This is a genomic window from Sphingomonas sp. ACRSK, assembly GCF_022346685.1.
GTDB lineage: Bacteria > Pseudomonadota > Alphaproteobacteria > Sphingomonadales > Sphingomonadaceae > Sphingomonas > Sphingomonas molluscorum.
In genome coordinates this window covers 50,613-74,088 of record NZ_JAKRNR010000016.1, presented here as the reverse complement: position 1 = coordinate 74,088, position 23,476 = coordinate 50,613, and the positions used below count along the sequence as shown (strand labels likewise).

The following is a 23,476-nucleotide window of genomic DNA, read 5'->3' as shown; positions in this document are numbered from 1 at the left end:
ATTGAAATCCCGCCTCCTCCTCTTCACTCCTTAGGCCCGCCCCATGTTCAGGAACTTGGCTCGCCGATTTCGGCGCAGCTGATCGGCCGTCTGTTTCTCCAGCTCTTCCAGAGCACTGTCCAGCGCCTCGCTCAGCGAAGCGATTGCGGCAGCAGGATCGCGGTGCGCGCCGCCCAGCGGCTCTGCCACGATCGTGTCGATCACGCCGAGCGCCTGCAGGTCCTGCGCCGTGACCTTCATCGCTTCTGCCGCATCGGGCGCGCGATCGGCCGTCCGCCACAGGATCGAGGCGCAGCCTTCGGGCGAGATCACCGAATAGACCGCGTGCTCCATCATCAGCACCCGGTTGCCGGCAGCGAGCGCCACGGCGCCGCCTGAACCGCCCTCGCCCAGGATGGCGGCGACCATCGGCACGCCCAGTGCGAGGCTCGCCTCGGTCGAGCGGGCGATCGCTTCCGCCTGGCCGCGCTCTTCCGCCTGGATGCCGGGAAACGCACCGGACGTGTCGACCAGCGTCACCACCGGCAAGCCGAAGCGGTCCGCGAGCTGCATCAGGCGGATCGCCTTGCGATAGCCCTCCGGCTTGCCCATGCCGAAATTGTGCTTCAGCCGGCTGGCGGTGTCGTCGCCCTTCTCATGGCCGATCACCATCACCTTGCGGCCGTTGAGCCGGCCGAGGCCACCGATGATCGCGGAATCATCGGCAAAGGCGCGGTCGCCGCCCAGCGGCATGAAGCCCTCGATCAGCGCGGCGACATAGTGCTTGAAATGCGGCCGCTCCGGGTGCCGCGCGACCTGGGTCTTCTGCCACGGCGTCAGCTTCGCATAGGTGTCGCGCAGCAGACGATCGGACTTGCCCTGCAGCTTCGAGATTTCCGCCTCGATATCGACCTCTCCGCCGGCCGCGGTGTCGCGCAGCTCGTCGATCCGGCCCTGCAGCTCGGCGATCGGCTTCTCGAAATCCAGAAAGGTGGCCATCAACTCGGGTTCCGTCTCGATAAGGTGCGCTGCCGCTCCTCGCGGCGACAGGGCTGCGGGGCGAACAAGTCTCAGGCTGCCGGTTACGGTGCCCGGCGGAGGGCGTCAACGAGCGGATGACGCGCGTTGACCAGCTCGACCAGCCGCTGGCTGTCGACATGAGTGTAGATTTCGGTGGTCGCGATGTCGACATGCCCCAGCATCGCCTGCAGCGCACGCAGGTCCGCACCCCCTTCCAGCAAATGGGTGGCGAAGGCGTGGCGCAGGACGTGCGGGCTGACCCGGTCGGGCGGGATCCCCGCCTCCGCGGCCAAGGCCTTCAGCAGCTGGAACAAGCGGATGCGCGACAGATGCGCCTTGCCGGAGGGGAACAGCCAGGCCTTGTCTGCCGGGACATGGGCGCGCCAGCTGGCGACTGCGGCGCGCGCGCGATCGGAGACCGGAACCATCCGCTCGCGCCCACCCTTGCCGCGCAGGATCAGATAGGGCCGATCCGTTGCGATGGCGGTGCGTGGCAGGGACACGAGCTCGGTCGCTCGCAGGCCCGAGCCGTAGAGCAGCTCCACCAACGCGGCGAGGCGAAGGTCGAGGGGGTTCGGGGGATCGCGCGCGATCCGGGCTTCGATGGCCTCGAACAAGCGGTCCACATCTGCCGCAGACAGCGTCCGCGGCAGCGGCCGCGCGCTTCCGGGCCGTGGTAGCGCGCGGCCGGGATCGTCCCCGCGGAGCCCCTCATCCGCAAGAAAGGCGAAGAAGCGCCGCAAGGCAGCCGACTTGCGCGCAACGGTGGCGCGCGAGAGATCACCCCAGCCTTCGGCGAGCCGTTCCAGCGCCGGACGATCGGCATCGGCAAGCCGGCCCGCGAGCGCATCCGATGCGAGCCGCAGATCGGTTCCATAGGCGAGCAACGTGTTGCGCGCCGCCCCCGCTTCCGCCGCCAGCATTTCCAGGAAGCGGTCGATCAGGATGCGATCGCTACCGGCGGGCGCACCGCCGTCGCTCACGCGCGTGCGATCGCCTCGGCAGCGATCATCCGCGCTTCCCCTTCAAGCCCAACCGCCCGCAAGGCGGCGACGATATGGAACAGCGCCTGGGGCGAAACGCCGCGCCAGTCCCGCGTCTGCATGCCAACCGCGGCGAGCACCAGGACGGTGCCCGGCTGGTCGCGACCGGCCGCAAGCGTGATGGCGCGGGTCCAGGCGTTCTCCGCGCCGATCGGCACGCCCAGCGACTGCGCCAGTTCCGTAGCGTCCTCTGCCGGCAGCCTGCCCAGGCCCGCGAGGCCGGCGAGCAGCAGTTGCCCCTTGCGCGCGTCGCCGTCGGCGTATCGCGACAGCGCGCGCTGCGACACCTGCCGGGCACGCGGATCGGCAACCGCCAGCATCGCCCAGGCGTCACCGCCCTCCGGTGCGACCGAGCGCCACCGAAGCGCCCGCAGGTCCATCCCGGCCGACAGCATCGATGCGACCAGCGCATCCGCATCCGCGGCATAGTCTGCAGACGCCGGGATTGCCGATGCCGCGCGCGCGGTGAGCACGCGCCGTGCATAGCTGCGCTGGGCGCCGGTCGCGCCGGTCCACACCTGGCGCAGGGCCGTCATGCGATCGGCGACCTGCGCTGCGGCAAAAGCCTCGCGGAGGTCGCGTGCAACGGCGGTCAGGTCACTCGGCGAATCGTCCAGCTCGCCGACCGTGGCATAGAGATCGATCAGCGCGCTGCTCGACAGCACCCCCTGAGCAGCGGCAAGCTCGGCATCCGGCACGCGGCGCTCGGGAGGAATCGCAGGCATCAGCGCGTTCCAGTACCGGACCTGCGGCCCGACCGTGTCGAACAGCGCGGCCGGGATTTCCACCGCGGTCGCATTGGCGAGGCCCCAGCGCCAGGCGCTGAGCTGCTCCACGCCGTCCCATTCGATCGTCACCGATCGACGGCCCTGGGCCCCTGCGCCGAGCACCTTCTCAGCCAGCTTCAGATCGATGTCCGCACCGACTGCCCGTCGGCGGAAGGCACGGCGCGCCTGGTCGATCAGCACGCCCGCCTGCTTGGGCTCGCCCGCAAGTCCGGCGCACATCGCACGGGCGAGCTGCCAGCCCCGCTCCTGGGAGACACGCTGCGCCGGTTCCACAATCCCGCACATCGCTGCCGGATCGGCCGTTGCCAGCGCCGCCTGCATGGCGACCTGGTACATCTTGGGCGTATAATTCTCGCCATCGACCGACTGCACCACGGCGCGCGCGGTGGGCGCTTCCCCCATCCGCAGCAGCAGCCAGGCGCGCTCGGCGGCGAAGTCCGGTCCATTGACTCGCGCAGGCGTGTCCACGTCCGAGGCGAGTGCGCGGCGCAGCGCGATCGACAGCCAGCGCGACGCAACCGGCGCATCGAGCCGGCGCATCAGCGTCTCCAGCATGCGACCGTCGGCCCCGGCGAACGCGTTGCGGCCCAGCCCTGCGCCGTCGATGCCGATGTGCGCAGTCGAGCGCCGCGCATACTCCGGCAGCTCATACTGCGCGAGCAGCTTCGGATCGACCGGCCGCGCCGTTGCGGTCGGCGTCGGGGTCGGCGTGGGCGTCGGAATCGGTGCAGGACCCGCGATCGGCGCCTGCGGCACCCCGGGGGGTCGTACCGCCGGCTGCTGCGCGCCGGGCGCAGGCGCCGGTGCGACCGGATCGTTGAACCCGGGCGGCAGCAGCGATTCGGGTACGTCCTGGCCCAGCGCCGGCAGGCCGACGAGGCCGGCCAGCACCAGAACCGAGGCGAAGCTGCTAGTTCTGGAGATTTTCAAGCGAGACCGCCTTTTCGACCTGCACCGGCTGCTTCTCCGTCTGGCGACCCGCCAGGAAGAACAGCCCGCCGACGAGAACCAGCAGGACGACGATCAGAATGACAAGCGATCGGGACATGGCGGACGAAAACTCACGATTGCGAAGCGGGCGCACAAGCTTTTTGCCCGCGCGCCGCCACGCTGTATAGCGCCGGCCACGATGCTGCAAACCCATGCCTCGACACCGCCGTGGAGCGGAAAGCCGATCGTGCTGGTCGGGCTGATGGGCGTAGGCAAATCCACTGTCGGTCGCCGGCTGGCGCACCGCATGCGCCTGCCCTTCGTCGACGCGGACAATGAGATCGAGCGCGCTGCCGGCATGACCATTGCCGAGATGTTCGAGCGGTTCGGCGAAGCGCATTTCCGCGACGGGGAGCGCCGCGTCATCGCCCGATTGATCGACGGCAGCCCCAAGGTGATCGCCACCGGCGGCGGCGCCTTCATCAACGAAGAGACGCGCGCGCTGATCCTGGAACATGGCCTCGCCGTCTGGCTCGATGCCGCGCCGGCAGTCCTCGCCGAGCGGGTCGGCCGCCGCGACCACCGCCCGCTGTTGCGCGGCAAGGATGCCAAGGCGGTGCTGACCGAGCTCGCCGCGATCCGCAACCCGTTCTACGCCATGGCCCCCGTGCACATCGTCAGCCAGCAGGCCCCGCATGAAGCCACCGTCAACGCCATCCTGGAGGCGATCCGCCCGTGACCACCATTCCCGTTTCGCTCGGCACCCGCAGCTATGACGTCGTCATCGAGGCGGGGCTGCTCGCGCGGGCCGGGGAGTTGCTGGCGCCGATCGCACGCGGCAGGCCGATGCCGATCGTGGCCGACGAAGCGGTCGCGCCGCACCTGAAGACGCTGCGCGCGTCGCTCTCGGCCGCGGGTATCGCGAGCGAGGCGATCGTGCTGCCCGCCGGCGAAGGTTCCAAGAGCTGGGCCACGCTCGAACTGCTGATGGACCGGCTGCTCGCGCTCGGGGTCGAACGACGCGATCATGTCATTGCGCTCGGCGGCGGCGTGATCGGGGACCTGGTGGGCTTCGCGAGCGCCATCCTGAAGCGCGGCTGCGGCTTCGTGCAGGTGCCGACGACCCTGCTGGCGCAGGTCGATTCGTCGGTCGGCGGCAAGACCGGCATCAACACGCGGGCCGGCAAGAATCTCGTCGGCGCCTTCCACCAGCCGGCGATCGTGCTCATCGATCCGACGACGCTCGACACCCTGCCATTGCGCGAGGTCCGCGCGGGCTATGCCGAGGTGGCCAAATACGGCCTGATCGACGATCCCGAGTTCTTCGCCTGGTGCGAGCGCAATGCCGACCGGCTGCTCGCGGGGGAACCGGAAGCGCGCGAGATCGCGATCGCGCGATCGGTCGCAGCCAAGGCGCGCATCGTCGGGGAGGACGAGCGCGAGACGAGCGGCCGACGCGCGCTGCTCAACCTCGGCCACACCTTCGGCCACGCGCTGGAGGCGGAGGCCGGCTTCGACGGATCGCTGCTGCACGGCGAAGCGGTTGCGGCAGGCATGGCACTCGCCTTCGCCTTTTCCGCGAGCCGCGGCCTGTGCCCGCCCGAGGATGCAGCGCGGGTGGCAGCACATCTGCGCGCGGCGGGTCTCCCGGACGGTCTTGCGGCAGCCGGGATCTCGGCGAGCGGCGCTCGTCTGGTCGACCATATGCGGCACGACAAGAAGATGGAGGGCGGCACGCTCGCGCTGCTGCTCGCGCGCGGGATCGGCCAGACCTATGTCGATCGCGGCGTGGCGCTGGAAGAGATTGCGGCGTTCCTCGACACGCAGCCGCGCTGAGTTCAGCCTCGCATGGCGGTCCAGGCCAGCCAGAGCCAGCCGAGGATCAGCAGCGTGCCGCCGATCGGGGTGACGGCGCCAAGCCAGCGCGGCGCCCCGAAGGCCATCGCATAGAGGGTGCCGGCAAAGATCAGCGCCCCGGCCACGAACAGCCATGCGGGCCCGCGCGCCTCCAGCCGGAGGGCGACCAGCGCCGCGACGGCATGGACGAGCTGATACTGGCCGCCCGTTTGCAGCCATTCCCGCGCCTGGCCCTCGGCGCCGTGCGCACCGAAGGCGCCCGCGCCGACTGCGAGCGCGCCGGACAATGCGGCCAGAAGCATCAGCAAATTCATCGACGATCCCCTTCCCTCACGCCTCGCGCGAAAGTCCGTCGCGGGCGGCGCTTCCCCGTTCCTGGCTGAACATCGCCTCGCGCCCGGCATAGAGGTCCTGCGCCTCGAGCTGCTGGGCGAGCCGCTTGGTGTCCAGGTTGCGATAGGCCTCTTCGGTCCGGTCGATCTCCGTCTCGTCCACGCCGACGCACGCCATCGCCTTGCGCGCCATGGCGACTGCGGAATCGAGCACTTCGCGGACATAGCCCTCGACCGGAGCACCCTTCAGGCGAAGGATCGACAGGCGATCGAACACGCGCATGAAGATCACGGCATCGGGGAAGGCGAGCTTCACCGCTTCGAGATCGCCCGGCTCCATCTGCTGGCCATCGATGCAGAACAGCAGCAATTGCGCCTCGTCCGCGCCCGCGCGGCGCAGCGTATCGATCCGGGTACCGTCGCCGTAGTATACCTTCATGCCGAAGTTGCCGGCGCGTTCGATGGTCGCCGGGTCCGTATCGATCAGAGTCACGCTGATGCCCTGGCCGATCAGCATCTGCCCGACCGTTTGCCCGAAGCGGCCATAGCCGATCACCAGTGCCGCGGCGCCATCGTGCTTGGGCCCATCAAGCCCGTCGGTGCTCGCCTGGGGCTCCATGCGAAAGCGGCGGGTGAGCATCATCAGGAACGGCGTCGTGGCCATCGAGAGCGTGACGACGGCACCGAACACGCTGGCAGCCTCGGGCGCGATCAGCAGCGCATGCTGGGCCTGGGCGAACAGCACGAAGCCGAACTCGCCGCCCTGGCTCAGCAGGAGGCCGAGCGCCAGGGCCTTGCGCCACGACATGCCGAACAGCAGCGCAAGGAGCCCGATCACCACGGCCTTGGTCGCGATCAGCGCCAGCGCCATGCCGGTCACGAAAACCGGCCGCTCGGCGATGGCCGAGAGATCGAGCAGCATGCCCACCGAGAGGAAGAACAGGCCGAGCAAGATCGCGCGGAAGGGCTCGACGTCGGCCTCGAGCTCGTGGCGGTACGGACTGTCGGCCAGCATCACCCCTGCAATGAACGCGCCGAGGGCGGTCGAAAGACCGAGCGCCTCCATGATCGCCGCGGAAGCGATGACGGTGAACAGGCCCGCGAACACGAACATCTCGCGCTCGCCCAGATTGCCGATCAGGCGGAAGAGCGGTCGCAACAGGAAGCGGCCGGCGAGGATCAATCCGGTGATCGCCAGCACCGTGTACAGCGCAAGCATCCATCCCGGCGGCCCGCCCACATCGTCCGGATTGCGCGAAAGCGCCGCCACGATGGTGATCAGCGGGACGATCGACAGATCCTGGAACAGGAGGATCGAAAAGGCGCGCTCGCCATATGGCGTCTTCAGGCGCCCGGCGGACTGCAGCATCGGCAGCACCTGGGCGGTCGAGGACAGCGCCAGCGGCAGACCCAGCGCGAGGGCGGCGGGGATGGTGAAGTGCGTGAACAGCCAGACGACCCCGGTGATGGCGATGCCGCACAAGGTCACCTGGAGCAGGCCGAACCCGAAGATGTCGCGCTTCATTCGCCACAGCCGCGACGGGCTGAGTTCCAGTCCGACCAGGAACAGGAGCAGCGTGATGCCGAGCTCCGCGATGCCCATCTTGGCCTCGGCATCGCCGACGAGCCCCAGGACCTGCGGCCCGACCACGACGCCCGCAACCAGGAAGCCCAGCGTTGCGCCGAGCTTCAGCTTGCGGAAGATCAGAACGAAAAGAAGCGCCGCCCCAAGCAGCGGTGCGAAGTCGCGGACGAACGACGTGGCGGAATGCGCCTCCATCAGCCCGGCCGCCCTTCGCGAGCGGATCGAGCAGCCTCGGCCGCAGCCTCGAACGCGAGGCGGATCGAGGCGTGGCGGGCGCTATGCGGCAGCGCCGGCTCGAACAATGCGAGGCCGGGCCAGTCGGGGGGGCCCTCCCCGCCCGCGAGCCAGTCCGACAGCGCGTTGCGTGCCGCATCCAACTCCTCGGGCGTGCGGCCGATCGCATGCGCCGCCATCAGCGACGAGGATGCCTGGCCGAGCGCGCAGGCGCGCACGAGCATGCCGAGCTCGGACACCCGCCCTTCCGCGTCGAGGTTGACGTCCACCGTGACGCGACTGCCGCACACCGGCGAGCGTCTTTCCACGCTCCCCATGGGCGACTCCAGTCGCTGCTGGTGGGGAATGGTTGCGGCAAGCCGCAGGATCTCGGTGTTGTAGAGCGGCGCAGTCACGCGCTGCATGTAGACCGCCGATGCGCTGCGCGCGAGGGGCAAGGCGCCCCAAAAAAGGATCAGTAGGACGTGTTCGCCGCGGCTTCCCCGAACATCGGCTCGCCACGCCGGCGCCGGTAGACGATGTCGGCGATGCTGGCGCTGGTGGAATCGAGCAGCGCGTAGGTGCGCGACTGGGTGATCCAGTCCGGCCGGCGCTTGGGCCCGCCCGCGATGGTGTCGATCACCAGCACCAGCAGCAGGAAGCCGAGACTGCACAGCACCAGGCCCTTCACCGCGCCGAAGCCGAAGCCAAGCGCACGGTCGACCGGCCCCAGGATCGAGGTGCGGGTGCGCGCGCCCACGCCGTTGGCCACGAGCCGCCCCAGGAAATAAACGATGCCGGCGATCAGCGCGAAGGCCAGCGTCGCAGCGCCGGCCGAAGTGCCGATCACGCCCACCAGTGCGGCGCTGACCGGCGTGTGGAACAGCTTGATCGCGAAGACGACGAAGATCCAGGCCATCAGCGACAGCACTTCGGTCACGAAGCCGCGCTTGAGGCCCAGCAGAGCGGCACCGCCGACGATCAGCAGCACCACGATGTCGAGTGCGGTCAGTTCCATCGATGCCCTCCCCAGCGCCTGCTCGCCCCCCTATCCGGGCGCCTTCGCGAAGTCGAGCCGCGCGCTTAGCGGCCCAGCATGTGATCGACGAAGGACGGCAGGCTGCGGAAGGTCGAGAGGGTGAGGCTGGTCCCCTCCGCCGCCTGGGCCCCTGGCACCATCGCCCGTCCGAAGCCGAGCTTGCCCGCCTCCTTCAACCGCAGCGCACCATGGGCGACCGGACGCACCTCCCCCGACAACGCCACTTCGCCAAACGCGATCGCATCGGTCGGGACGGGTCGTTCGGAGAGCGCGGAGACGAGCGCCGCTGCCACGGCCAAATCGGCGGCAGGATCCTGCACGCGGTAGCCGCCCGCGATGTTGAGATAGACTTCGGACGTTGCGAAGGCGAGGCCGCAGCGGGCCTCCAGCACCGCCAGGATCATCGCCAGCCGCCCTGAATCCCAGCCGACGACTGCACGGCGCGGCGTCGCGCCCGAGGCGAGCCGCACCGTCAGGGCCTGCACCTCGACCAGCACGGGCCGCGTTCCCTCCAGCGCCGGGAAGACCACCGTGCCGGTGACGCTCTCGTCGCGGCTGGTGAGGAACAGCGAGGACGGATTGGAAACCTCGCTCAGCCCCTCCGTCGCCATCGAGAAGACGCCGATCTCGTCGGTGCCGCCGAAGCGGTTCTTGACCGCGCGCAGGATGCGATACTGGTGGCTACGCTCGCCTTCGAACGCCAGCACCGTGTCCACCATGTGCTCCAGCACACGCGGGCCGGCGATCGAGCCGTCCTTGGTGACATGGCCGACCAGCACCAGCGCCGTCCCGCGCTCCTTGGCGAAGCGGATCAGTTCGCCCGACGAGGCGCGCACTTGGCTGACGGTGCCCGGCGCCCCCTCGATCAGGTCGGAGTGCATGGTCTGGATCGAATCGATCACCAGCAGGTCGGGCGCCTGGCCTTCCCCCAACGTCGTGAGGATGTCGCGTACCGAGGTCGCCGCCGCCAGTTGGACCGGCGCGTTGCCCAATCCCAGGCGCCGCGCCCGCAGCCGCACCTGGTCCGCCGCCTCCTCGCCCGAGACATAGGCGACGGACTTGCCCGCCAGCGCCAGCCGCGCCGTCGCCTGGAGCAGCAGCGTCGACTTGCCGATGCCCGGATCGCCGCCGATCAGCGTCGCCGAGCCCTCGACGAACCCGCCGCCGAGTGCCCGGTCGAGTTCGGAGATGCCGGTCGCCATCCGGTCAGGAAGCGGGATGTCGCTGTCGAGCCCGGAGAGCTGGATCGCACGTCCGCCGGACTGGAGATTATGCCGCGCCTGGAAGGGCGTCACGACGGCGCCAGCGTCCTCCACCAGCGTGTTCCAGTCCCCGCAGTCGCCACACTGGCCCGCCCATTGCGCGGTCACCGAACCGCATTGCTGACAGACGTAGCGCTTCCGAGGTTTTGCCATGGGCAGCCCCTAGCACGCGCAGAACGAAAGGGGAATATCGGACCGAGGCCCGCCGCCTGCCGCCGCCCGCTCAGTGCAGCTCGGAACCTTCCTTCAGCACCTTGTCGCCGTCCTCCTGGACGATCAGGTAGGCCGGATTTTCCTTGCTGCCGTTGCGGACGATCTTGCTTCCCTTGATCGTGCGCTGGACCCGCCGCTCGAACTTCTCCTCGACCTTGCCCTCGGCCGTGCCCTTGCCCCAGCTCCAGCTGACCTTGTCGCCCTTGGAATAGCTGTTTGCCATCGCCTGTCTCCGTCTGTCCGGGAGCAAGCGCCGTGCGCGGCGAATCGTTCCGGTGGCGTGCGCGGGCATGGGGGGCTATGGGCCGCCTCCATGCAGCCGTCCGACCTTCGTGTCGCCCTTTTCAGTGGCAACTACAATTACGTGCGCGATGGTGCGAACCATGCGCTGAACCTGCTTGCCGGCCATCTGCTCGCGCACGGCGTGACGTTGCGCGTCTATTCCCCGACCGCGGAGAAGGCGGCGTTCGCGCCCACGGGCGAATTGGTGAGCGTGCCTTCCGTCGGGCTGCCGGGCGGGCGCGGCGAATATCGGCTCGGGCTCGGCCTGCCCGCCTCGATCCGCCGGGATCTTGCCGACTTCCGGCCCAACATCGTCCATGTCTCGGCGCCCGATGTGCTGGGTCACCGCGCCGTCAGCTGGGCACGGCGGCACGACGTCGCCTGCCTGGCCTCGCTTCACACGCGGTTCGAAACCTATGCCAGCTATTACGGGATGGGGTTTCTGGAGCCGATCTTCACGACCCTGTCGCGCCGCTTCTACAACCGGGCCGATCAGGTGATGGTGCCCACGCCGTCGATCGAGGCGCTGATCCGCGGCTGGGGCGTGACGACGCCGATCGGGCTGTGGGGCCGTGGCGTCGACCACGACCGCTTCCACCCGGGCGCGCGCAGCCTGGAATGGCGCAGAGCCCTGGGCGTCGCCGATGATGAGGTGGCGATCGGCTTCCTCGGCCGGCTGGTGCTGGAAAAGGGGCTCGACATCTTTGCCGATGTGGTGGCGCTGCTGCGCGACCGCGGCGTGCGGCACAAAGTGCTGGTGATCGGCGAAGGACCCGCGCGCGACTGGTTCGCGGAGCGCGTCCCCGACGCCGCCTTTGCCGGCTTCCAGCGCGGCGATGCACTGGGCCGGGCGGTCGCGTCGATGGACGTGCTGTTCAACCCCAGCGTTACCGAGACCTGGGGGCAGGTCACGTCCGAAGCCATGGCCGCCGGAGTGCCGGTGGTCGCGGCCCGCGCCACCGGCGCGGTGGACCTGATCGACGACGGGGTGACGGGCGTGCTGGTGCCGCCGCGCGACGTCACCGCCTATGCCGACGCGTTCCAGCGGATCATCCGCGATGCGGAGCTGCGAAGCGCAATGGGCGCTGCCGGCCATGCCAAGGCGCAGCGCTATCGCTGGGATACTGCGAACCAGGCGGTACTCGACGCCTATCTTCAGATGCTGGGGCGGCGCGGGCACTGATCCAGCGCCCGCGCCGCCGGATCAGGCGGCCTTCCAGTCGAAGGCCAGCGGCGCCTCACGAAAGGCGAAGCGGTCGAGGTGCGACGCGACGACCTGCTTCAACGCCTCCAACTGCTCCGCGGAGCTGGCATCGATCCGCACGGTCAACGTCGCCTCGCCGGCTTCGAACGAAGCGCGCCCGTCTGCTGGGAAGTTCGCCCCGCGCGCGTTGTGCGGGAACACCACGGTGCCTCTCTCGGGGGTGAACTCCACCTGCAGATTGTGGCTCCAGTGCTTGCAGAGCTGCTGGAGATAGCGGCTGCCGGATGCGGTCGGCACCTCGGCCACCGCGCTGAACGCGCCGGCGCTCATGCGAGACGCTCGATGCGCTGGGCGGCTTCGTCCAGGATCGCGGCCACTTCGTGCAGTGTCTCGGGCGGCACCTCCTCGCCGGCCAGTCGCTGACCCAGCACGGTGCGCAGGTTGCCCATCGCGCGCTTGACCGGCCCGCCGCTGGTGCGTGCGGTCATCGTTCCGACCTGCGCCAAGCGTCCGAGCAGCGCCTCGACCTGCTCGCGCTGCTCGTCGAGATGCGCAACGCCTGCCTCGGTAATCGCATAGGCCTTGCGCCCAGCCGCTTCCGCCTGTTCCTCGATCAGCGCCATGTCGGCGAGAAGGGTGAGGGTCGGATACACAACGCCCGGGCTCGGGGCGTAGACGCCGCCGGTGCGCTCCTTGATCTCCCGGATCAGGTCATAGCCGTGACGCGGCTGCTGCTCGATGAGCGCGAGCAGGACCAGCCGCAGATCGCCGCCGTCGAAGAGGCGACGTCGACCGCCACGACCGCCCCGTCCCTCCGCCTCATGGTCCCAGCCGCCGAAGCCGCCGCCGAAGGGACCGCCGCCCCAGGGGCGGGTGAAGCCGCGACGGCCACCAGGCCGCTCGTCGGGGCCGCAGCCGCCGCGACCGTGAGGGTGGCGGTGCAAATGATGATGCATGCCGAACATGGAAACTCCTGTGCAAGTTCGATAGCCCAAAGATATATCTTAGATTGGTTTGCGCAAGAGGTTGTCGCACAAGGCTGCGTATTTTCCCGTCGACGCCTATATCGGCGACATGGCCGACCTTTTTGCCGCCTTCGATCCGCCTGCCCCCGCCGAGGTGCCCACCACGGGTCCGCTCGCCGATCGGCTGCGTCCGCGCCGCCTGGAGGAGGTGGTGGGCCAGTCGCACCTGACGGGTCCCGAAGGCGCGATCGGCCGGATGGTCGCAGCCGGCAAACTCTCGTCCATGGTACTGTGGGGGCCACCGGGAACCGGCAAGACGACGATCGCGAGGCTGCTTGCGGACGCAGTCGGGCTGCGCTTCGCATCGATCTCGGCGGTGTTCTCCGGGGTCGCCGATTTGAAGAAGGTATTCGCCGAGGCACGGGACCATGGCCGGCTCGGCCGCCGCACGCTGTTGTTCGTGGACGAGATCCACCGCTTCAACCGCGCGCAGCAGGACGGCTTCCTGCCCTATGTCGAGGACGGCACGGTGACGCTGGTTGGGGCGACCACCGAGAACCCGTCGTTCGAACTCAATGCCGCGCTCGTCTCGCGCGCGCAGGTGCTGATCCTGCGCCGGCTCGACGCAGAGGCATTGGAGACGCTGCTCACCCGCGCCGAGGAGGCCGAGGGCCGCCCGCTCCCGCTCGACGCAGACGCGCGGGCGGCGTTGGTCGCGAGCGCCGATGGCGATGGCCGCTTCCTGCTCAACCAGGCGGAGACGCTGTTCTCCATCCAACTCGACACGCCGCTGGACCCCGCCAGCCTTTCCGCGCTGCTCCACCGGCGCATGGCCGTCTATGACAAGGATCGCGAGGGGCACTACAACCTCATTTCCGCGCTCCATAAGTCGCTGCGCGGATCGGATCCCCAGGCGGCGCTCTACTATCTCGCGCGGATGCTGACCGCGGGCGAGGAACCGCTCTACGTGCTGCGGCGGATCACGCGCTTCGCCAGCGAGGACATCGGCCTCGCCGACCCGCAGGCGCTGGTGCAATGCCTCGCGGCGAAGGACGCGTACGACTTCCTCGGCTCGCCCGAGGGGGAACTCGCGATTGTGCAGGCGTGCCTTTATTGCGCGACCGCGCCCAAGTCGAACGCCGCCTACAAGGCGCAGAAGGCGGCGTGGCGATCGGCGAAGGAAACCGGCTCGCTGATGCCGCCGCACAACATCCTCAATGCCCCCACCAAGCTGATGAAGGAGATCGGCTATGGTGAGGGCTATGCCTATGACCACGACAGCGACGACGGCTTCTCCGGCGCCAACTACTGGCCCGAGGAACTGCCCCCGCAGCACTTCTATGCCCCGACCGAACGCGGCTTCGAGAAGCGGCTGAGCGAACGCATGGCGTGGTGGGACGCGCGCCGCCACGGCCGCAATCCGGATGCGGCAAGCTGACGGTCCCCGAGCACTTCACCCGCTTTGCCGCGATCGACTGGTCAGGCGCCAAGGGACACCGTCACAAGGGGATCGCGGTCGCGCTCTGCGAGACAGGCAGCGCCGCGCCCGAACTGGTGGCGCCGCCTCGCGGCATCTGGTCCCGCACGGACGTGCTCCACTGGCTGAAGGCGCAGGCGGACACGCCGTTGCTGGTCGGGTTCGACTTCAGCTTCGCGCCGCCATGGATCGAGCGGGGCGCCTATCTGCCGGGCGAGCCGACGCCTTCGACGGCGCGCGTGTTCTGGGCCTATGTCGACGCCGATTGCCCCGACGCGGACCTGGGCGCCGCTTCCTTCCTGGAGCGACGGCGCGGCAGCCACTTCTATCTCGGCGCCCGCGACGGTGCGAAGGCGCAGTTCCTGCACTACCGCCGGTGCGAAGCGGCCTATAACGCGAGCGGGATCGGCCGGGCCTCCACCCTCTATGACGCGATCGGTGCGGCCCAGGTCGCCAAGGCGAGCTTCGCGGGCATGCGATTGCTCCACCATCTCGGCTCCGAGGTTCCGATCTGGCCGTTCGACCCACCGCCGGCGCAGGGCGCACTGGTGGTCGAGATCTACACCACGATCGCAGCGCGTGCGGCCGGGCTGCGCAAGGGGCTGAGCAAGCTGCGGGACCCGCACGCCCTCGACGCGGCGCTGGAGGCGCTCGGCAGCGGCCGGCACACGCCGCTCGAGCGCTACGACGACCACGCCACCGATGCGATCATGGCCGCGGCCTGGCTTAGGCGGATCGCCAGGGCACCCGAACTGTGGCAGCCCGCGGCGCTCACCCCCACAATTCGGCGAAGCGAAGGCTGGACGTTCGGCGTTCTCTGACGCAAGGGGGGCGCAACGCCGGTTTAGCTCAGCTGGTAGAGCAGCGGTTTTGTAAACCGAAGGTCGCGGGTTCGATTCCTGCAACCGGCACCAGCCCTCCGACAGGGCATCAGCCATCTTACCGGCGGCCGGTCCGCGGAGGCGCTTCCCAGTGACAGGACCTTCCGAGAAGCAGAAGATGCTCGCCGGCGAACCGTACCGTGCGAGCGATCCCGAGATCGTTGCCGACCAGAAAGCCGCCGCCGAGTGGATGCAGCGGTTCAATGCCACAACTGGAACGGCGGAGCGCGAGGCATTGCTGCGCGCACGTCTGGGCTCGGTGGGTCTGGGCGCCACGATCCGGCCGCCCTTTCACTGCGACTATGGCACCAACATTCATCTGGGCGCAGGCGTCTTCCTGAACTTCAACTGCGTCATCCTGGATGTGGTGGAGGTCCGCATCGGCGACGGCACCCAGATCGGTCCTGGCGTGCAGATCCTGACGGCCGATCATCCCCGCGATCCGGCCGAGCGCGCCGCCGGCCTGGAGTGGGGCCGTCCGATCTTGATCGGTGCCAACGTCTGGATCGGCGGCGGCGCCATCCTCTTGCCCGGCATCACCATCGGCGACGACGCGCTGATTGGTGCGGGCAGCGTCGTCACCCGCGACATCCCCAGCGGAGCAGTCGCCGCTGGCAACCCGGCGCGGGTCCGCGCGCGCTGAGGATCGTCCCACTTAGGAGCAGTGCGAGGCCCCGCCCGCTCGCGCATCGCTTGATCGCGCGCCCGCGACCTCTAGGGTCTGCCCCAGTTGCCGCTGCGGCAGGCTTGCTCAGGGACGCAACCAGTTGAACAAAGGCGGCCACCGCATCCAGATCGTGGTGAACCCGTCGGCAGGCCGGGTGCGCGGATCGACCCTGGCGAGGATCCGCACGGGCTTCAAGCGGGCCGGCGCGCAAGTGGTGCTCACCGAATGCGGGCCGGGGCGGCCGGTCACCATCGCGGAGGATGTCAGCCACGTCTGCGTGGTGGGCGGGGACGGCACCATCCGGCACGTCGCCGCCGCAATGTTGGCGGCCGAACGCGACCTTCCGCTCAGCATCTATCCGGCAGGAACCGTCAATCTGGCGCATCGGGAGCTACGCTCCCCGCTCGATCCGGATCGCTACGCCGCCTATGCGCTCGAGAGCCGGGAGCGGCCGCGACACCATGCCCTGCGCGTGGGCGCGGCGCTGTGCCTTTCCTGCGCCAGCGTGGGACCGGACAGCCAGGCGGTCGCAGCCGTGTCGCCGCGGCTGAAGCGGCGGATCGGCCGCCTCGCTTATGGGGTCGCCTTCTTCCGGGTGCTCCTGAACTGGCCGCGCAAGCCGATCCGGCTCGCCTGGGAGGCCGGCGAATTGACGTGCGAGGCGGTCTATGTGGCCAAGGGCCGCTTCTTCGCCGGGCCGTGGAGCTTTGCGCCGGAAGCGGATCGCACCCGACCCATCATGCATGTGGTCGCGCTGCGGACGGCCAGGCGCCGCGACGTTGTCCGCTTCGCATGGGCGCTGCTGCGCGGGCGCTGCCCCTCGGATGCCGCCAATTTCGTCGCGTTCTCGTGCACCGACCTGTCGATAGAGGCCGATGAGCCGCTGCCGGTACAGGTCGACGGCGATGCAGAGGCGGTCCTGCCCCTGCGCATGACGATCGAACCCATCTCCTTTTCCGTCTGCTGAGCGCCATGCGAACGACTGCCAAGCTGCTCCTGATCCTGGTCTACCTGCTCACCGGCGCGGGCGGCATCGCCGAGCGGCTCCAGTCGCTGGGACTCTCGCCGGGATTGCCGATCTACCTTGGGCTCTTCGGGCTGCTGGCATTGGCGCTCGTTGCCGCCGCCTTCACCCGGCCTTGGGCACTGCGCTGGGCGCTGGCCACGCTCCTCTGTGCTGCCGCCTTCTTCCTCGATTCTTACGAGGCGATCACGCGCGAGCCGATGAGCTACGACGCGTTCATCAACATGTGGAACTCGGCCGCCTCCGCACCGGAGGCGATCGATCAGCACGCCGGGGCGATGGCGGGCACGTTCGCGCGATCGTTGCTGTTATTCTCGGGCCTCGTCCTGCCGCCGCAGGGCAGCCTGCGCTGGGGCAGGCTTGCTCCTGTGGCTCCCTTGGCCGGCGTCCTGCTGCTCGCCGCCATTCTCTTCGTGCGCGGCGGCGAAGGCGGAACGGGGCTCCCCGGCCCGTTCACCCCACTCGCCTACTCCAGCCTCTTCCTCTACGAGCGTCTCGCGGAGGGTGCGCCACATCGGAAGCCGGTGGCGCTGCGGCCGGTGCGGCCGCCCAGCGGCGACATCGTGCTGATCGTCGATGAGAGCGTCGCGGGCAACTACCTAGACCTGAACTCCCCGAGCGGAGCACGCAGCGGCCTCCTCCAGCCGCGACCGGGCGTTGCGGTGCACGATTTCGGCCTGGCCGCATCGATCACCAATTGCAGCGTCGGCAGCAACGTGACGCTGCGCCACGGCGGCACCCGCGAAGACTATCGCCGGATCAACGCCACCATGCCCTCGATCTTCGACTATGCGAAGGCTGCCGGCCTCCGCACCGTCTACCTGGATGCGCAGGGTACGGGCGGCAGGCTCCAGAACCTGATGGACGCGCAGGAGCGGCGACAGATCGACCGCTTCGTCCAGTTCGATCGCGTGCCCGTGCGCGACCGGGACATGGCGGTGGCCGACAGGCTTGCCGCATCGCTGCGCAACGACACGCCGGAGTTCGTGCTGGTCAACAAGGTCGGCGCGCATTTTCCGGTTCACGACAAATATCCCGACACCTACATGCGGCACCGCCCCGCCCTTGCCCGCGGACACTATGTCGGGATCAGCGACACGGGCGACCGCACCGGCTTCGGCGGCACGGCTGCCGAATGGGTCCGCTATCGCAACGCGTATCGCAACACGCTGGACTGGAACGTCGGCGCCTTCTTCGACCGGCTGCTCGACCGCGCCGACCTGTCGCGGGCAACGCTGATCTACACGTCCGATCATGGGCAGGACCTGCACGAGACCGGCAGCCCCGGCAGCAACACCCATTGCAGCGGCGATCCGGTACCACAGGAAGGGCTCGTACCGCTGTTGGTGATCGACGGCGGCGCCTCGGCGGGGCTTTCCTGGGTCAAGGCGGCAGCGGCAAACCGCAACCGGATGAGCCACTATCGGATCTTCCCGACCTTGCTGGGGCTGATGGGCTATCCGGAACCGGCGGTTCGCCGCCTCTATGGGGAAGCGCTGACGGCGCCGACCGCAGACCCCTTCACCTTCAACACCCGATTCAACGCGCGCCTGGGGCTGGAGCCACGGTGGGAGAAGATCGATCTCGCCAAGATCGCGCCAGCGCCGCGTGACACGGAGTAGGCGCGAACACGCCCGGCGGTACATCACTCTGGAAGCTGGTGCGGGTGGTCGGACTCGAACCGACACTCCTTGCGGAACCGGATTTTGAGTCCGGCGCGTCTACCAATTTCACCACACCCGCACGGTGCGCGCCGTCCCCCGGACGGCTGGTGGCGGCGCTATACGGCAGGGCATTCGCAAACGCCAGAGTCTGCGACTGCCCTGCGGCCGATCAGGCGAACCCCTGCTCCACCCTCAGGCGCGCGGCGGCTGGCGACGGTAGCTGAGCGCTTCGGAGACATGGAGGCGCCCGACGGTTTCTGCGCCCGCGAGGTCCGCGATGGTGCGGGCGACGCGAAGCACGCGCGTGTAGCTGCGCGCCGAAAGCCGCATCGCCTCTGCCGCCTGGGCGAGCAGCTTCGCGCCGGGGGCGTCCGGCGTGGCGGTCGCCTCCAGCACCTCGCCGTCCGCCTCCGCATTAGTTCGCGCCGCGACATCGCGGTAGCGGCGCGCCTGTACGGCACGGGCAGCGGCGACCCGCGCCCCCACCTCCGCCGATCCTTCGGCAGCCGCAGGCAGCGCGAGGTCCGCGGCGCTCACCGGCTGCATTTCCAGGTGGAGGTCAATGCGGTCGAGCAACGGGCCGGACACGCGCGCCTGGTAGTCGACGGCACAGCGCGGCGCCCGGGAGCAGGCCAGCGCCGGATCCCCCAGGTGCCCGCAGCGGCATGGGTTCATCGCCGCGACCAGCTGGACGCGCGCGGGAAAGCTCACATGCGCGTTGGCCCGCGCGACGCTGACGTTGCCGGTCTCCAGCGGCTGGCGCAGCGAATCGAGCACCGCGCGCTGGAACTCCGGCAGCTCGTCCAGGAACAGCACGCCCAGATGGGCGAGACTCACCTCCCCCGGCCGGACTCGAAGGCCGCCGCCCACCAGCGCGGCCATGGAGGCCGAGTGATGCGGCGCCCGGTAAGGGCGCGCCCGCGTCATCCGGCCGCCCGTGAGCGTGCCTGCGACCGAAGCGACCATCGACACCTCCAGCGCCTCGCCCGAATCGAGCGGCGGGAGGATGCCGGGAAGGCAGGACGCGAGCAGCGACTTGCCCGCACCCGGCGGACCCACCATCAGCAGGTTGTGACCGCCCGCCGCCGCGATCTCCAGCGCGCGCTTCGCGGTTTCCTGTCCCTTCACCCGCCGCAGGTCCGGCCCGAGCACCAGTTCCTCCGCCTCGCCCGGTGCGGGTTCGGGCAACAACTGTGTCCCTTTCAGGTGGTTGAGCAGACCGATCAGGTCGGTCGCCGCGCAGATGCTGCCCCCCGCCCACGCCGCTTCGGCGCCTTGCGCTGCCGGGCAGATCAGCCCCAGACCGCGCTCCGACGCGTGAAGCGCCGCGAGCAGCACCCCGGGCGTCGCCGCGATCCGCCCGTCCAGCCCGAGCTCGCCGACGACCAGATATTCGGACAGCGTCTCCGCATCGACGACGCCCATCGCCGCCAACAGCCCCAGCGCGATCGGGAGATCATAGTGCGATCCCTCCTTGGGCAGGTCCGCAGGGGAGAGGTTGACCGTGATCCGCTTGGGCGGAAGCGACAGGCCGATCGCGGCGATGGCGGCGCGAACGCGCTCGCGGCTTTCGCCCACCGCCTTGTCCGGCAGCCCGACGACGACGAATGCCGGCACGCCGGGCGCCAGTTGCACCTGCGCCTCGACCGCGCGCGCCTCCAGCCCGAGATACGCCGCCGTCGATACGATCGCGACCATGCTGCCCCCCCCTGTCCCCCGCCACTGCATAGCCGGTTTCCGGGGAAGGAAAACAGCCGAGCGTGTCTTGCCCTGACAACACACATGCCCCACATCGGACCGGTGATGGTCGGTTCCCGATCCTGTCCCGGCACAGCCGCGTTGACTTGGAGGGGCAGCTTGCCTATGGGCTGCGGGCACACGGCCGCCGTTCAGGGCGGCTTTTTCCGTTATTGTAGACGTTCGATATCCCGGGGAATGAGTGATGAAGCGGACCTTTCAGCCGAGCAACCTGGTGCGTTCGCGTCGCCACGGCTTCCGGACTCGCATGGCGACGCCGGGTGGCCGCAAGGTGATTCGCGCCCGTCGCAACCGCGGCCGCAAGAAGCTGTCGGCCTGACGCGCCTTACCCGTCGCAGCGAGTATCTCGCTGCGAACGGAGGCAAGCGTGCGCCGATGCCGGGCTTCGTGCTGCTGGTGCGCGCGCGCGAGGATGCCGATCCGACGATGCGGATCGGCATCACCGTATCCAAGAAAGTCGGCAACGCCGTCGCCCGCAACCGGGTGAAGCGGCGTTTCCGCGCGCTTGCGCGCGAGGTCCTGCCGACGGCTGGCATCGCTGGTGCCGACCATGTGCTGATCGGACGCACCTCCGCGATCGACCGGCCCTATGAGTCGCTCAAGACCGAACTGGTCAAGGCGCTGCGCAAGGTGACCCGGTGACCGCCGGGTGCCTTCCTCCCCCCGTTTCTTTCGGTGCCATGCGGTGATCGCACGGCTGCTGATCCTCGTCGCGCGCGGCTGGCAGCTGGGTCCTTCGGTGATCCTGCCCTCCAGCTGCCGCTACAGCCCCAGCTGTTCGGCCTATGCAATCGAGGCGCTTGGCCGCTATGGCGCGCTGAAGGGCAGCTGGCTTGCGGCGCGTCGGATCGCGCGTTGCCATCCGTGGGGCGGCCACGGCTACGATCCGGTACCATGACGACCGAGCACACAGGGATTAGTCGGTGAAGAACGACCAGAAGAACTTCGTCCTCTTCGCGGTGCTGGCCGCGGTGATCCTGTTCGGTTGGCAGCCGATCGCCAGCTATTTCTTCCCGGCCGCGAATCCGCCGGCGACCAAGATCGTCGAGGGCAAGAGCGAGGTGGTGCCGAACCCGGGCGCCGATCCTGCCGCCGATACGCCCACGGCCGTGCGCGACCGCGCGCTCGTGCTGCGCGAGACGCCGCGCATCGCCATCGAAACGCCGCGGCTGAAGGGTTCGATCAACCTCAAGGGCGCGCGCATCGACGACCTGGTGCTCACCCGCCACAAGGAGACGATCGCCAAGGACAGCGCCCCCATCCGCATCCTGTCGCCGTCGGGGACGGGCGACGCCTATTTCGCGAGCTTCGGCTGGTCCGGAAACGGCGTGCAGGCGCCCGGCGCAGACACCGTCTGGCAGGCCAGCGGCACGCGCCTGACCCGGGCCACGCCGGTTACGCTCACGACCCAGGTGGGTGGCCAGCGCTATGCGATCCAGATCGCGGTCGACGATGGCTATATGTTCACCGTCCGCCAGACGATCGGCAACGCAGGTACGCAGCCGGTGCAGGCAGCAACCTACGGCCTGCTCAGCCGCCGTGCCCCGCCGCGCGACAAGGACACGTGGAGCATCCACTCGGGCCCGATCTACGAGATCAAGGGCGGCGTGAACTTCGACGTCAACTACACCGACGTCGACGAGGCGCCGCAGAAGTTCGACACCCAGGGCGGCTGGGCCGGCTTCACCGACCATTACTGGCTGACTGCGCTGGTGCCGGATCAGGGCAAGAGCAACGTCATCCAGTTCCGCAACACCGGCGACAACGTCCACCAGGCGGACTACCGCCCGGCCACCCTTTCCACGGTGCAGCCGGGGCAGCAGGCCACCGCGACCTCGCGCTTCTTCGCGGGCGCCAAGGAAGTTGACCTGCTCGACCGCTATGAGGATGCGGGCGTGGTCCAGTTCGGCAACGCGATCGACTGGGGCTGGTTCGGCATCGTCGAGAAGCCGATCTTCGCCTATCTCGACTGGCTGTTCCGCATGATCGGCAACTTCGGCGTGGCGATCATCCTGCTGACGCTCACCATTCGCCTGCTGATGTTCCCGATCGCGCAGCGCCAGTTCGCCTCCATGGCGGCGATGCGCGCGCTCCAGCCCAAGCTGAAGACGCTGCAGGAGCGCTACAAGGACGACAAGCCGCGCCTCCAACAGGAGATGATGGCGCTGTACAAGCAGGAGAAGGTGAACCCGGTCGCGGGCTGCTTGCCGACGCTGCTGCAGATCCCGGTGTTCTACGCGCTCTACAAGGTGCTGATGCTCACCATCGAGATGCGCCACCAGCCGTTCGTCGGCTGGATCAAGGACCTCTCGGCACCCGATCCGCTGACGCCGGTCAACCTGTTCGGCCTGCTGCCGTTCACGCCGCCGAGCTTCATCGCGATCGGCGTGATCCCGATCCTCTTGGGCGTGTCGATGTACTTCCAGTTCAAGCTGAACCCGCAGCCGATGGACGATGCGCAGAAGCAGGTGTTCGGCCTGATGCCCTGGGTGATGATGTTCATCATGGCGCCGTTCGCGGTCGGCCTGCAGGTCTACTGGATCACGTCCAACCTGCTGACCATCGCGCAGCAGCAGTTGCTCTATTCGCGCCACCCGGGCCTGAAGACGGCGCCCGCCAAGTGACGGACGTCCCCGCCCCCATCGAGGCGTTCGACGAGGACGCGATCGAAGCGGCGCGCAAGCTGTTCGCCGGGCCGATCACCTTCCTGCGCTCGGCCCCGGCGCTGCAGCACCTGCCCGATCCGGTGGTGCCGGAGATCGCCTTTGCCGGGCGTTCGAACGTCGGCAAGTCGTCGCTGCTGAACGCGCTCACCGGTCGTAACAGCCTGGCGCGCACCTCGGTGACGCCGGGCCGCACGCAGGAGCTGAACTTCTTCGACGTGGGCGATCCGCTGCGGTTCCGGCTGGTCGACATGCCCGGCTATGGCTTTGCCAAGGCGCCCAAGGATGTCGTCCGCAAGTGGCGCTACCTGGTGAACGACTATCTGCGCGGGCGCGTGGTGCTCAAGCGGACGCTGGTGCTGATCGACTCGCGCCACGGCATCAAGGACGTCGATCGCGAAGTGCTGGAGATGCTGGACAAGGCGGCGGTCAGCTACCGCGTCGTCCTGACCAAGGCGGACAAGATCAAGGCGAGCGAGCTCGCCGCCGTGCATGCCGCCACGGTTGCCGAAGCACGCAAGCGCCCCGCCGCGCATCCGGAGGTGCTCGCCACCTCCAGCGAAAAGGGCATGGGCATCCCCGAACTGCGCGCGGCCGTCATCGAATCGATCGACTGACGCGCGGGCTGGT

26 protein-coding genes and 2 tRNA genes are annotated in these 23,476 nt (G+C 69.0%); 14 read left to right on the top strand and 14 right to left on the bottom strand.

Features of this window, described 5'->3' with window-relative positions:
* Positions 1-30: 30 nt before the first annotated feature.
* From MHZ35_RS10475 to MHZ35_RS10460, 4 genes are all read right to left on the bottom strand, one after another.
* Positions 31-978 carry an acetyl-CoA carboxylase carboxyltransferase subunit alpha gene (locus tag MHZ35_RS10475; protein ID WP_239435538.1) on the bottom strand — a complete coding sequence of 316 codons (948 nt, stop codon included), beginning with the start codon at positions 976-978 and terminating at the stop codon, positions 31-33.
* Between the two features lie 83 nt (positions 979-1,061).
* Entirely contained in the window at positions 1,062-1,982 is a 921-nt protein-coding gene (locus MHZ35_RS10470; RefSeq protein ID WP_342453519.1) for a tyrosine-type recombinase/integrase, read from the bottom strand.
* Complete coding sequence (locus tag MHZ35_RS10465; protein ID WP_239435537.1) at positions 1,979-3,760, bottom strand: hypothetical protein; 1,782 nt, start codon at positions 3,758-3,760, stop codon at positions 1,979-1,981. Before MHZ35_RS10465 ends, MHZ35_RS10470 begins: the two co-directional genes overlap by 4 nt.
* On the bottom strand, positions 3,741-3,878 hold the full coding sequence (locus MHZ35_RS10460; RefSeq protein ID WP_164521272.1) for a hypothetical protein: 138 nt from the start codon (positions 3,876-3,878) through the stop codon (positions 3,741-3,743). Before MHZ35_RS10460 ends, MHZ35_RS10465 begins: the two co-directional genes overlap by 20 nt.
* Before the next feature lie 81 nt (positions 3,879-3,959).
* Between MHZ35_RS10460 and MHZ35_RS10455 the strand changes: the two genes are divergently transcribed.
* Together MHZ35_RS10455 and aroB are read left to right on the top strand one after the other, a co-directional pair.
* Positions 3,960-4,499: a shikimate kinase gene (locus MHZ35_RS10455; protein ID WP_132882277.1), complete on the top strand. Its 540-nt coding sequence runs from the start codon at positions 3,960-3,962 to the stop codon at positions 4,497-4,499.
* A complete protein-coding gene (gene aroB, locus MHZ35_RS10450) occupies positions 4,496-5,596 on the top strand; it encodes a 3-dehydroquinate synthase (RefSeq protein WP_239435536.1) in 1,101 nt (366 codons plus the stop codon). Before MHZ35_RS10455 ends, aroB begins: the two co-directional genes overlap by 4 nt.
* A 2-nt stretch (positions 5,597-5,598) precedes the next feature.
* Here aroB and MHZ35_RS10445 read toward each other — a convergent pair whose 3' ends face one another.
* From MHZ35_RS10445 to MHZ35_RS10420, 6 genes are all read right to left on the bottom strand, one after another.
* Positions 5,599-5,931, bottom strand: a complete 333-nt coding sequence (locus MHZ35_RS10445; RefSeq protein ID WP_239435535.1) for a DUF423 domain-containing protein — start codon at positions 5,929-5,931, stop codon at positions 5,599-5,601.
* Positions 5,932-5,947: 16 nt separating this feature from the next.
* Positions 5,948-7,729 carry a cation:proton antiporter domain-containing protein gene (locus MHZ35_RS10440; protein WP_239435534.1) on the bottom strand — a complete coding sequence of 594 codons (1,782 nt, stop codon included), beginning with the start codon at positions 7,727-7,729 and terminating at the stop codon, positions 5,948-5,950.
* Positions 7,729-8,163, bottom strand: a complete 435-nt coding sequence (locus MHZ35_RS10435; RefSeq protein ID WP_239435533.1) for an iron-sulfur cluster assembly scaffold protein — start codon at positions 8,161-8,163, stop codon at positions 7,729-7,731. Before MHZ35_RS10435 ends, MHZ35_RS10440 begins: the two co-directional genes overlap by 1 nt.
* 59 nt (positions 8,164-8,222) lie before the next feature.
* Positions 8,223-8,765, bottom strand: a complete 543-nt coding sequence (locus tag MHZ35_RS10430) for a CvpA family protein (RefSeq protein WP_239435532.1) — start codon at positions 8,763-8,765, stop codon at positions 8,223-8,225.
* Positions 8,766-8,830: 65 nt separating this feature from the next.
* Complete coding sequence (gene radA / locus MHZ35_RS10425) at positions 8,831-10,201, bottom strand: DNA repair protein RadA (protein WP_239435531.1); 1,371 nt, start codon at positions 10,199-10,201, stop codon at positions 8,831-8,833.
* A gap of 70 nt (positions 10,202-10,271) precedes the next feature.
* Positions 10,272-10,484 (bottom strand): DUF2945 domain-containing protein, encoded by a 213-nt coding sequence (locus MHZ35_RS10420; RefSeq protein ID WP_239435530.1) that lies wholly within the window; start codon positions 10,482-10,484, stop codon positions 10,272-10,274.
* Positions 10,485-10,574: 90 nt separating this feature from the next.
* On the opposite strand from MHZ35_RS10420, the gene MHZ35_RS10415 reads away from it, so the two are divergent.
* Positions 10,575-11,726 (top strand): glycosyltransferase family 4 protein, encoded by a 1,152-nt coding sequence (locus MHZ35_RS10415; protein ID WP_239435529.1) that lies wholly within the window; start codon positions 10,575-10,577, stop codon positions 11,724-11,726.
* 21 nt (positions 11,727-11,747) lie between these two features.
* Here the strand turns inward: MHZ35_RS10415 and MHZ35_RS10410 are convergent, their stop codons facing one another.
* Together MHZ35_RS10410 and MHZ35_RS10405 are read right to left on the bottom strand one after the other, a co-directional pair.
* The gene (locus tag MHZ35_RS10410; RefSeq protein WP_239435528.1) at positions 11,748-12,077 is read right to left on the bottom strand and encodes a DUF2218 domain-containing protein; all 330 of its coding nucleotides are present in this window, start codon (positions 12,075-12,077) and stop codon (positions 11,748-11,750) included.
* Positions 12,074-12,712 (bottom strand): PadR family transcriptional regulator, encoded by a 639-nt coding sequence (locus MHZ35_RS10405; protein WP_239435527.1) that lies wholly within the window; start codon positions 12,710-12,712, stop codon positions 12,074-12,076. Before MHZ35_RS10405 ends, MHZ35_RS10410 begins: the two co-directional genes overlap by 4 nt.
* Before the next feature lie 109 nt (positions 12,713-12,821).
* Between MHZ35_RS10405 and MHZ35_RS10400 the strand changes: the two genes are divergently transcribed.
* The 6 genes from MHZ35_RS10400 to MHZ35_RS10375 all read left to right on the top strand — a co-directional run bounded on the left by MHZ35_RS10400 (position 12,822) and on the right by MHZ35_RS10375 (position 18,383).
* Positions 12,822-14,150 carry a replication-associated recombination protein A gene (locus MHZ35_RS10400; RefSeq protein ID WP_239435526.1) on the top strand — a complete coding sequence of 443 codons (1,329 nt, stop codon included), beginning with the start codon at positions 12,822-12,824 and terminating at the stop codon, positions 14,148-14,150.
* On the top strand, positions 14,105-15,010 hold the full coding sequence (locus tag MHZ35_RS10395; RefSeq protein WP_239435556.1) for a hypothetical protein: 906 nt from the start codon (positions 14,105-14,107) through the stop codon (positions 15,008-15,010). Before MHZ35_RS10400 ends, MHZ35_RS10395 begins: the two co-directional genes overlap by 46 nt.
* A gap of 17 nt (positions 15,011-15,027) precedes the next feature.
* Positions 15,028-15,103, top strand: a tRNA-Thr gene (locus MHZ35_RS10390).
* Between the two features lie 58 nt (positions 15,104-15,161).
* Positions 15,162-15,713 (top strand): sugar O-acetyltransferase, encoded by a 552-nt coding sequence (locus MHZ35_RS10385; protein WP_342453518.1) that lies wholly within the window; start codon positions 15,162-15,164, stop codon positions 15,711-15,713.
* 124 nt (positions 15,714-15,837) lie between these two features.
* On the top strand, positions 15,838-16,704 hold the full coding sequence (locus MHZ35_RS10380) for a diacylglycerol/lipid kinase family protein (protein WP_239435525.1): 867 nt from the start codon (positions 15,838-15,840) through the stop codon (positions 16,702-16,704).
* A gap of 5 nt (positions 16,705-16,709) precedes the next feature.
* On the top strand, positions 16,710-18,383 hold the full coding sequence (locus tag MHZ35_RS10375; protein ID WP_239435524.1) for a sulfatase-like hydrolase/transferase: 1,674 nt from the start codon (positions 16,710-16,712) through the stop codon (positions 18,381-18,383).
* 36 nt (positions 18,384-18,419) lie between these two features.
* On the opposite strand, the gene MHZ35_RS10370 is transcribed toward MHZ35_RS10375, so the two are convergent.
* Positions 18,420-18,504: transfer RNA gene (locus tag MHZ35_RS10370), tRNA-Leu, on the bottom strand.
* Positions 18,505-18,617: 113 nt separating this feature from the next.
* Positions 18,618-20,123: a YifB family Mg chelatase-like AAA ATPase gene (locus MHZ35_RS10365; RefSeq protein WP_239435523.1), complete on the bottom strand. Its 1,506-nt coding sequence runs from the start codon at positions 20,121-20,123 to the stop codon at positions 18,618-18,620.
* A gap of 244 nt (positions 20,124-20,367) precedes the next feature.
* On the opposite strand from MHZ35_RS10365, the gene rpmH reads away from it, so the two are divergent.
* From rpmH to yihA, 5 genes are read left to right on the top strand one after another with little or no spacing between them, the layout of a single operon-like run.
* Positions 20,368-20,502 (top strand): 50S ribosomal protein L34, encoded by a 135-nt coding sequence (gene rpmH / locus MHZ35_RS10360; protein WP_125961091.1) that lies wholly within the window; start codon positions 20,368-20,370, stop codon positions 20,500-20,502.
* Positions 20,499-20,825, top strand: a complete 327-nt coding sequence (gene rnpA, locus MHZ35_RS10355) for a ribonuclease P protein component (RefSeq protein ID WP_274615845.1) — start codon at positions 20,499-20,501, stop codon at positions 20,823-20,825. The genes rpmH and rnpA overlap by 4 nt, the downstream gene beginning before the upstream one ends.
* Positions 20,826-20,868: 43 nt before the next feature.
* Positions 20,869-21,081, top strand: a complete 213-nt coding sequence (gene yidD, locus MHZ35_RS10350; protein WP_125960998.1) for a membrane protein insertion efficiency factor YidD — start codon at positions 20,869-20,871, stop codon at positions 21,079-21,081.
* Between the two features lie 25 nt (positions 21,082-21,106).
* On the top strand, positions 21,107-22,807 hold the full coding sequence (gene yidC, locus MHZ35_RS10345; protein ID WP_239435521.1) for a membrane protein insertase YidC: 1,701 nt from the start codon (positions 21,107-21,109) through the stop codon (positions 22,805-22,807).
* A complete protein-coding gene (gene yihA / locus MHZ35_RS10340; RefSeq protein WP_239435520.1) occupies positions 22,804-23,463 on the top strand; it encodes a ribosome biogenesis GTP-binding protein YihA/YsxC in 660 nt (219 codons plus the stop codon). Before yidC ends, yihA begins: the two co-directional genes overlap by 4 nt.
* Positions 23,464-23,476: the final 13 nt, after the last annotated feature.

What these genes read in the sequence shown, in the direction of transcription:
- MHZ35_RS10475 (WP_239435538.1), bottom strand. Translation starts at nt 978, where the DNA reads ATGGCCACCTTTCTGGATTTCGAGAAGCCGATCGCCGAGCTGCAGGGC.
- MHZ35_RS10460 (WP_164521272.1), bottom strand. Translation starts at nt 3,878, where the DNA reads ATGTCCCGATCGCTTGTCATTCTGATCGTCGTCCTGCTGGTTCTCGTC.
- MHZ35_RS10455 (WP_132882277.1), top strand. Translation starts at nt 3,960, where the DNA reads ATGCTGCAAACCCATGCCTCGACACCGCCGTGGAGCGGAAAGCCGATC.
- MHZ35_RS10445 (WP_239435535.1), bottom strand. Translation starts at nt 5,931, where the DNA reads ATGAATTTGCTGATGCTTCTGGCCGCATTGTCCGGCGCGCTCGCAGTC.
- MHZ35_RS10440 (WP_239435534.1), bottom strand. Translation starts at nt 7,729, where the DNA reads ATGGAGGCGCATTCCGCCACGTCGTTCGTCCGCGACTTCGCACCGCTG.
- MHZ35_RS10430 (WP_239435532.1), bottom strand. Translation starts at nt 8,765, where the DNA reads ATGGAACTGACCGCACTCGACATCGTGGTGCTGCTGATCGTCGGCGGT.
- radA (WP_239435531.1), bottom strand. Translation starts at nt 10,201, where the DNA reads ATGGCAAAACCTCGGAAGCGCTACGTCTGTCAGCAATGCGGTTCGGTG.
- MHZ35_RS10420 (WP_239435530.1), bottom strand. Translation starts at nt 10,484, where the DNA reads ATGGCAAACAGCTATTCCAAGGGCGACAAGGTCAGCTGGAGCTGGGGC.
- MHZ35_RS10415 (WP_239435529.1), top strand. Translation starts at nt 10,575, where the DNA reads ATGCAGCCGTCCGACCTTCGTGTCGCCCTTTTCAGTGGCAACTACAAT.
- MHZ35_RS10410 (WP_239435528.1), bottom strand. Translation starts at nt 12,077, where the DNA reads ATGAGCGCCGGCGCGTTCAGCGCGGTGGCCGAGGTGCCGACCGCATCC.
- MHZ35_RS10405 (WP_239435527.1), bottom strand. Translation starts at nt 12,712, where the DNA reads ATGTTCGGCATGCATCATCATTTGCACCGCCACCCTCACGGTCGCGGC.
- MHZ35_RS10400 (WP_239435526.1), top strand. Translation starts at nt 12,822, where the DNA reads ATGGCCGACCTTTTTGCCGCCTTCGATCCGCCTGCCCCCGCCGAGGTG.
- MHZ35_RS10375 (WP_239435524.1), top strand. Translation starts at nt 16,710, where the DNA reads ATGCGAACGACTGCCAAGCTGCTCCTGATCCTGGTCTACCTGCTCACC.
- MHZ35_RS10365 (WP_239435523.1), bottom strand. Translation starts at nt 20,123, where the DNA reads ATGGTCGCGATCGTATCGACGGCGGCGTATCTCGGGCTGGAGGCGCGC.
- rpmH (WP_125961091.1), top strand. Translation starts at nt 20,368, where the DNA reads ATGAAGCGGACCTTTCAGCCGAGCAACCTGGTGCGTTCGCGTCGCCAC.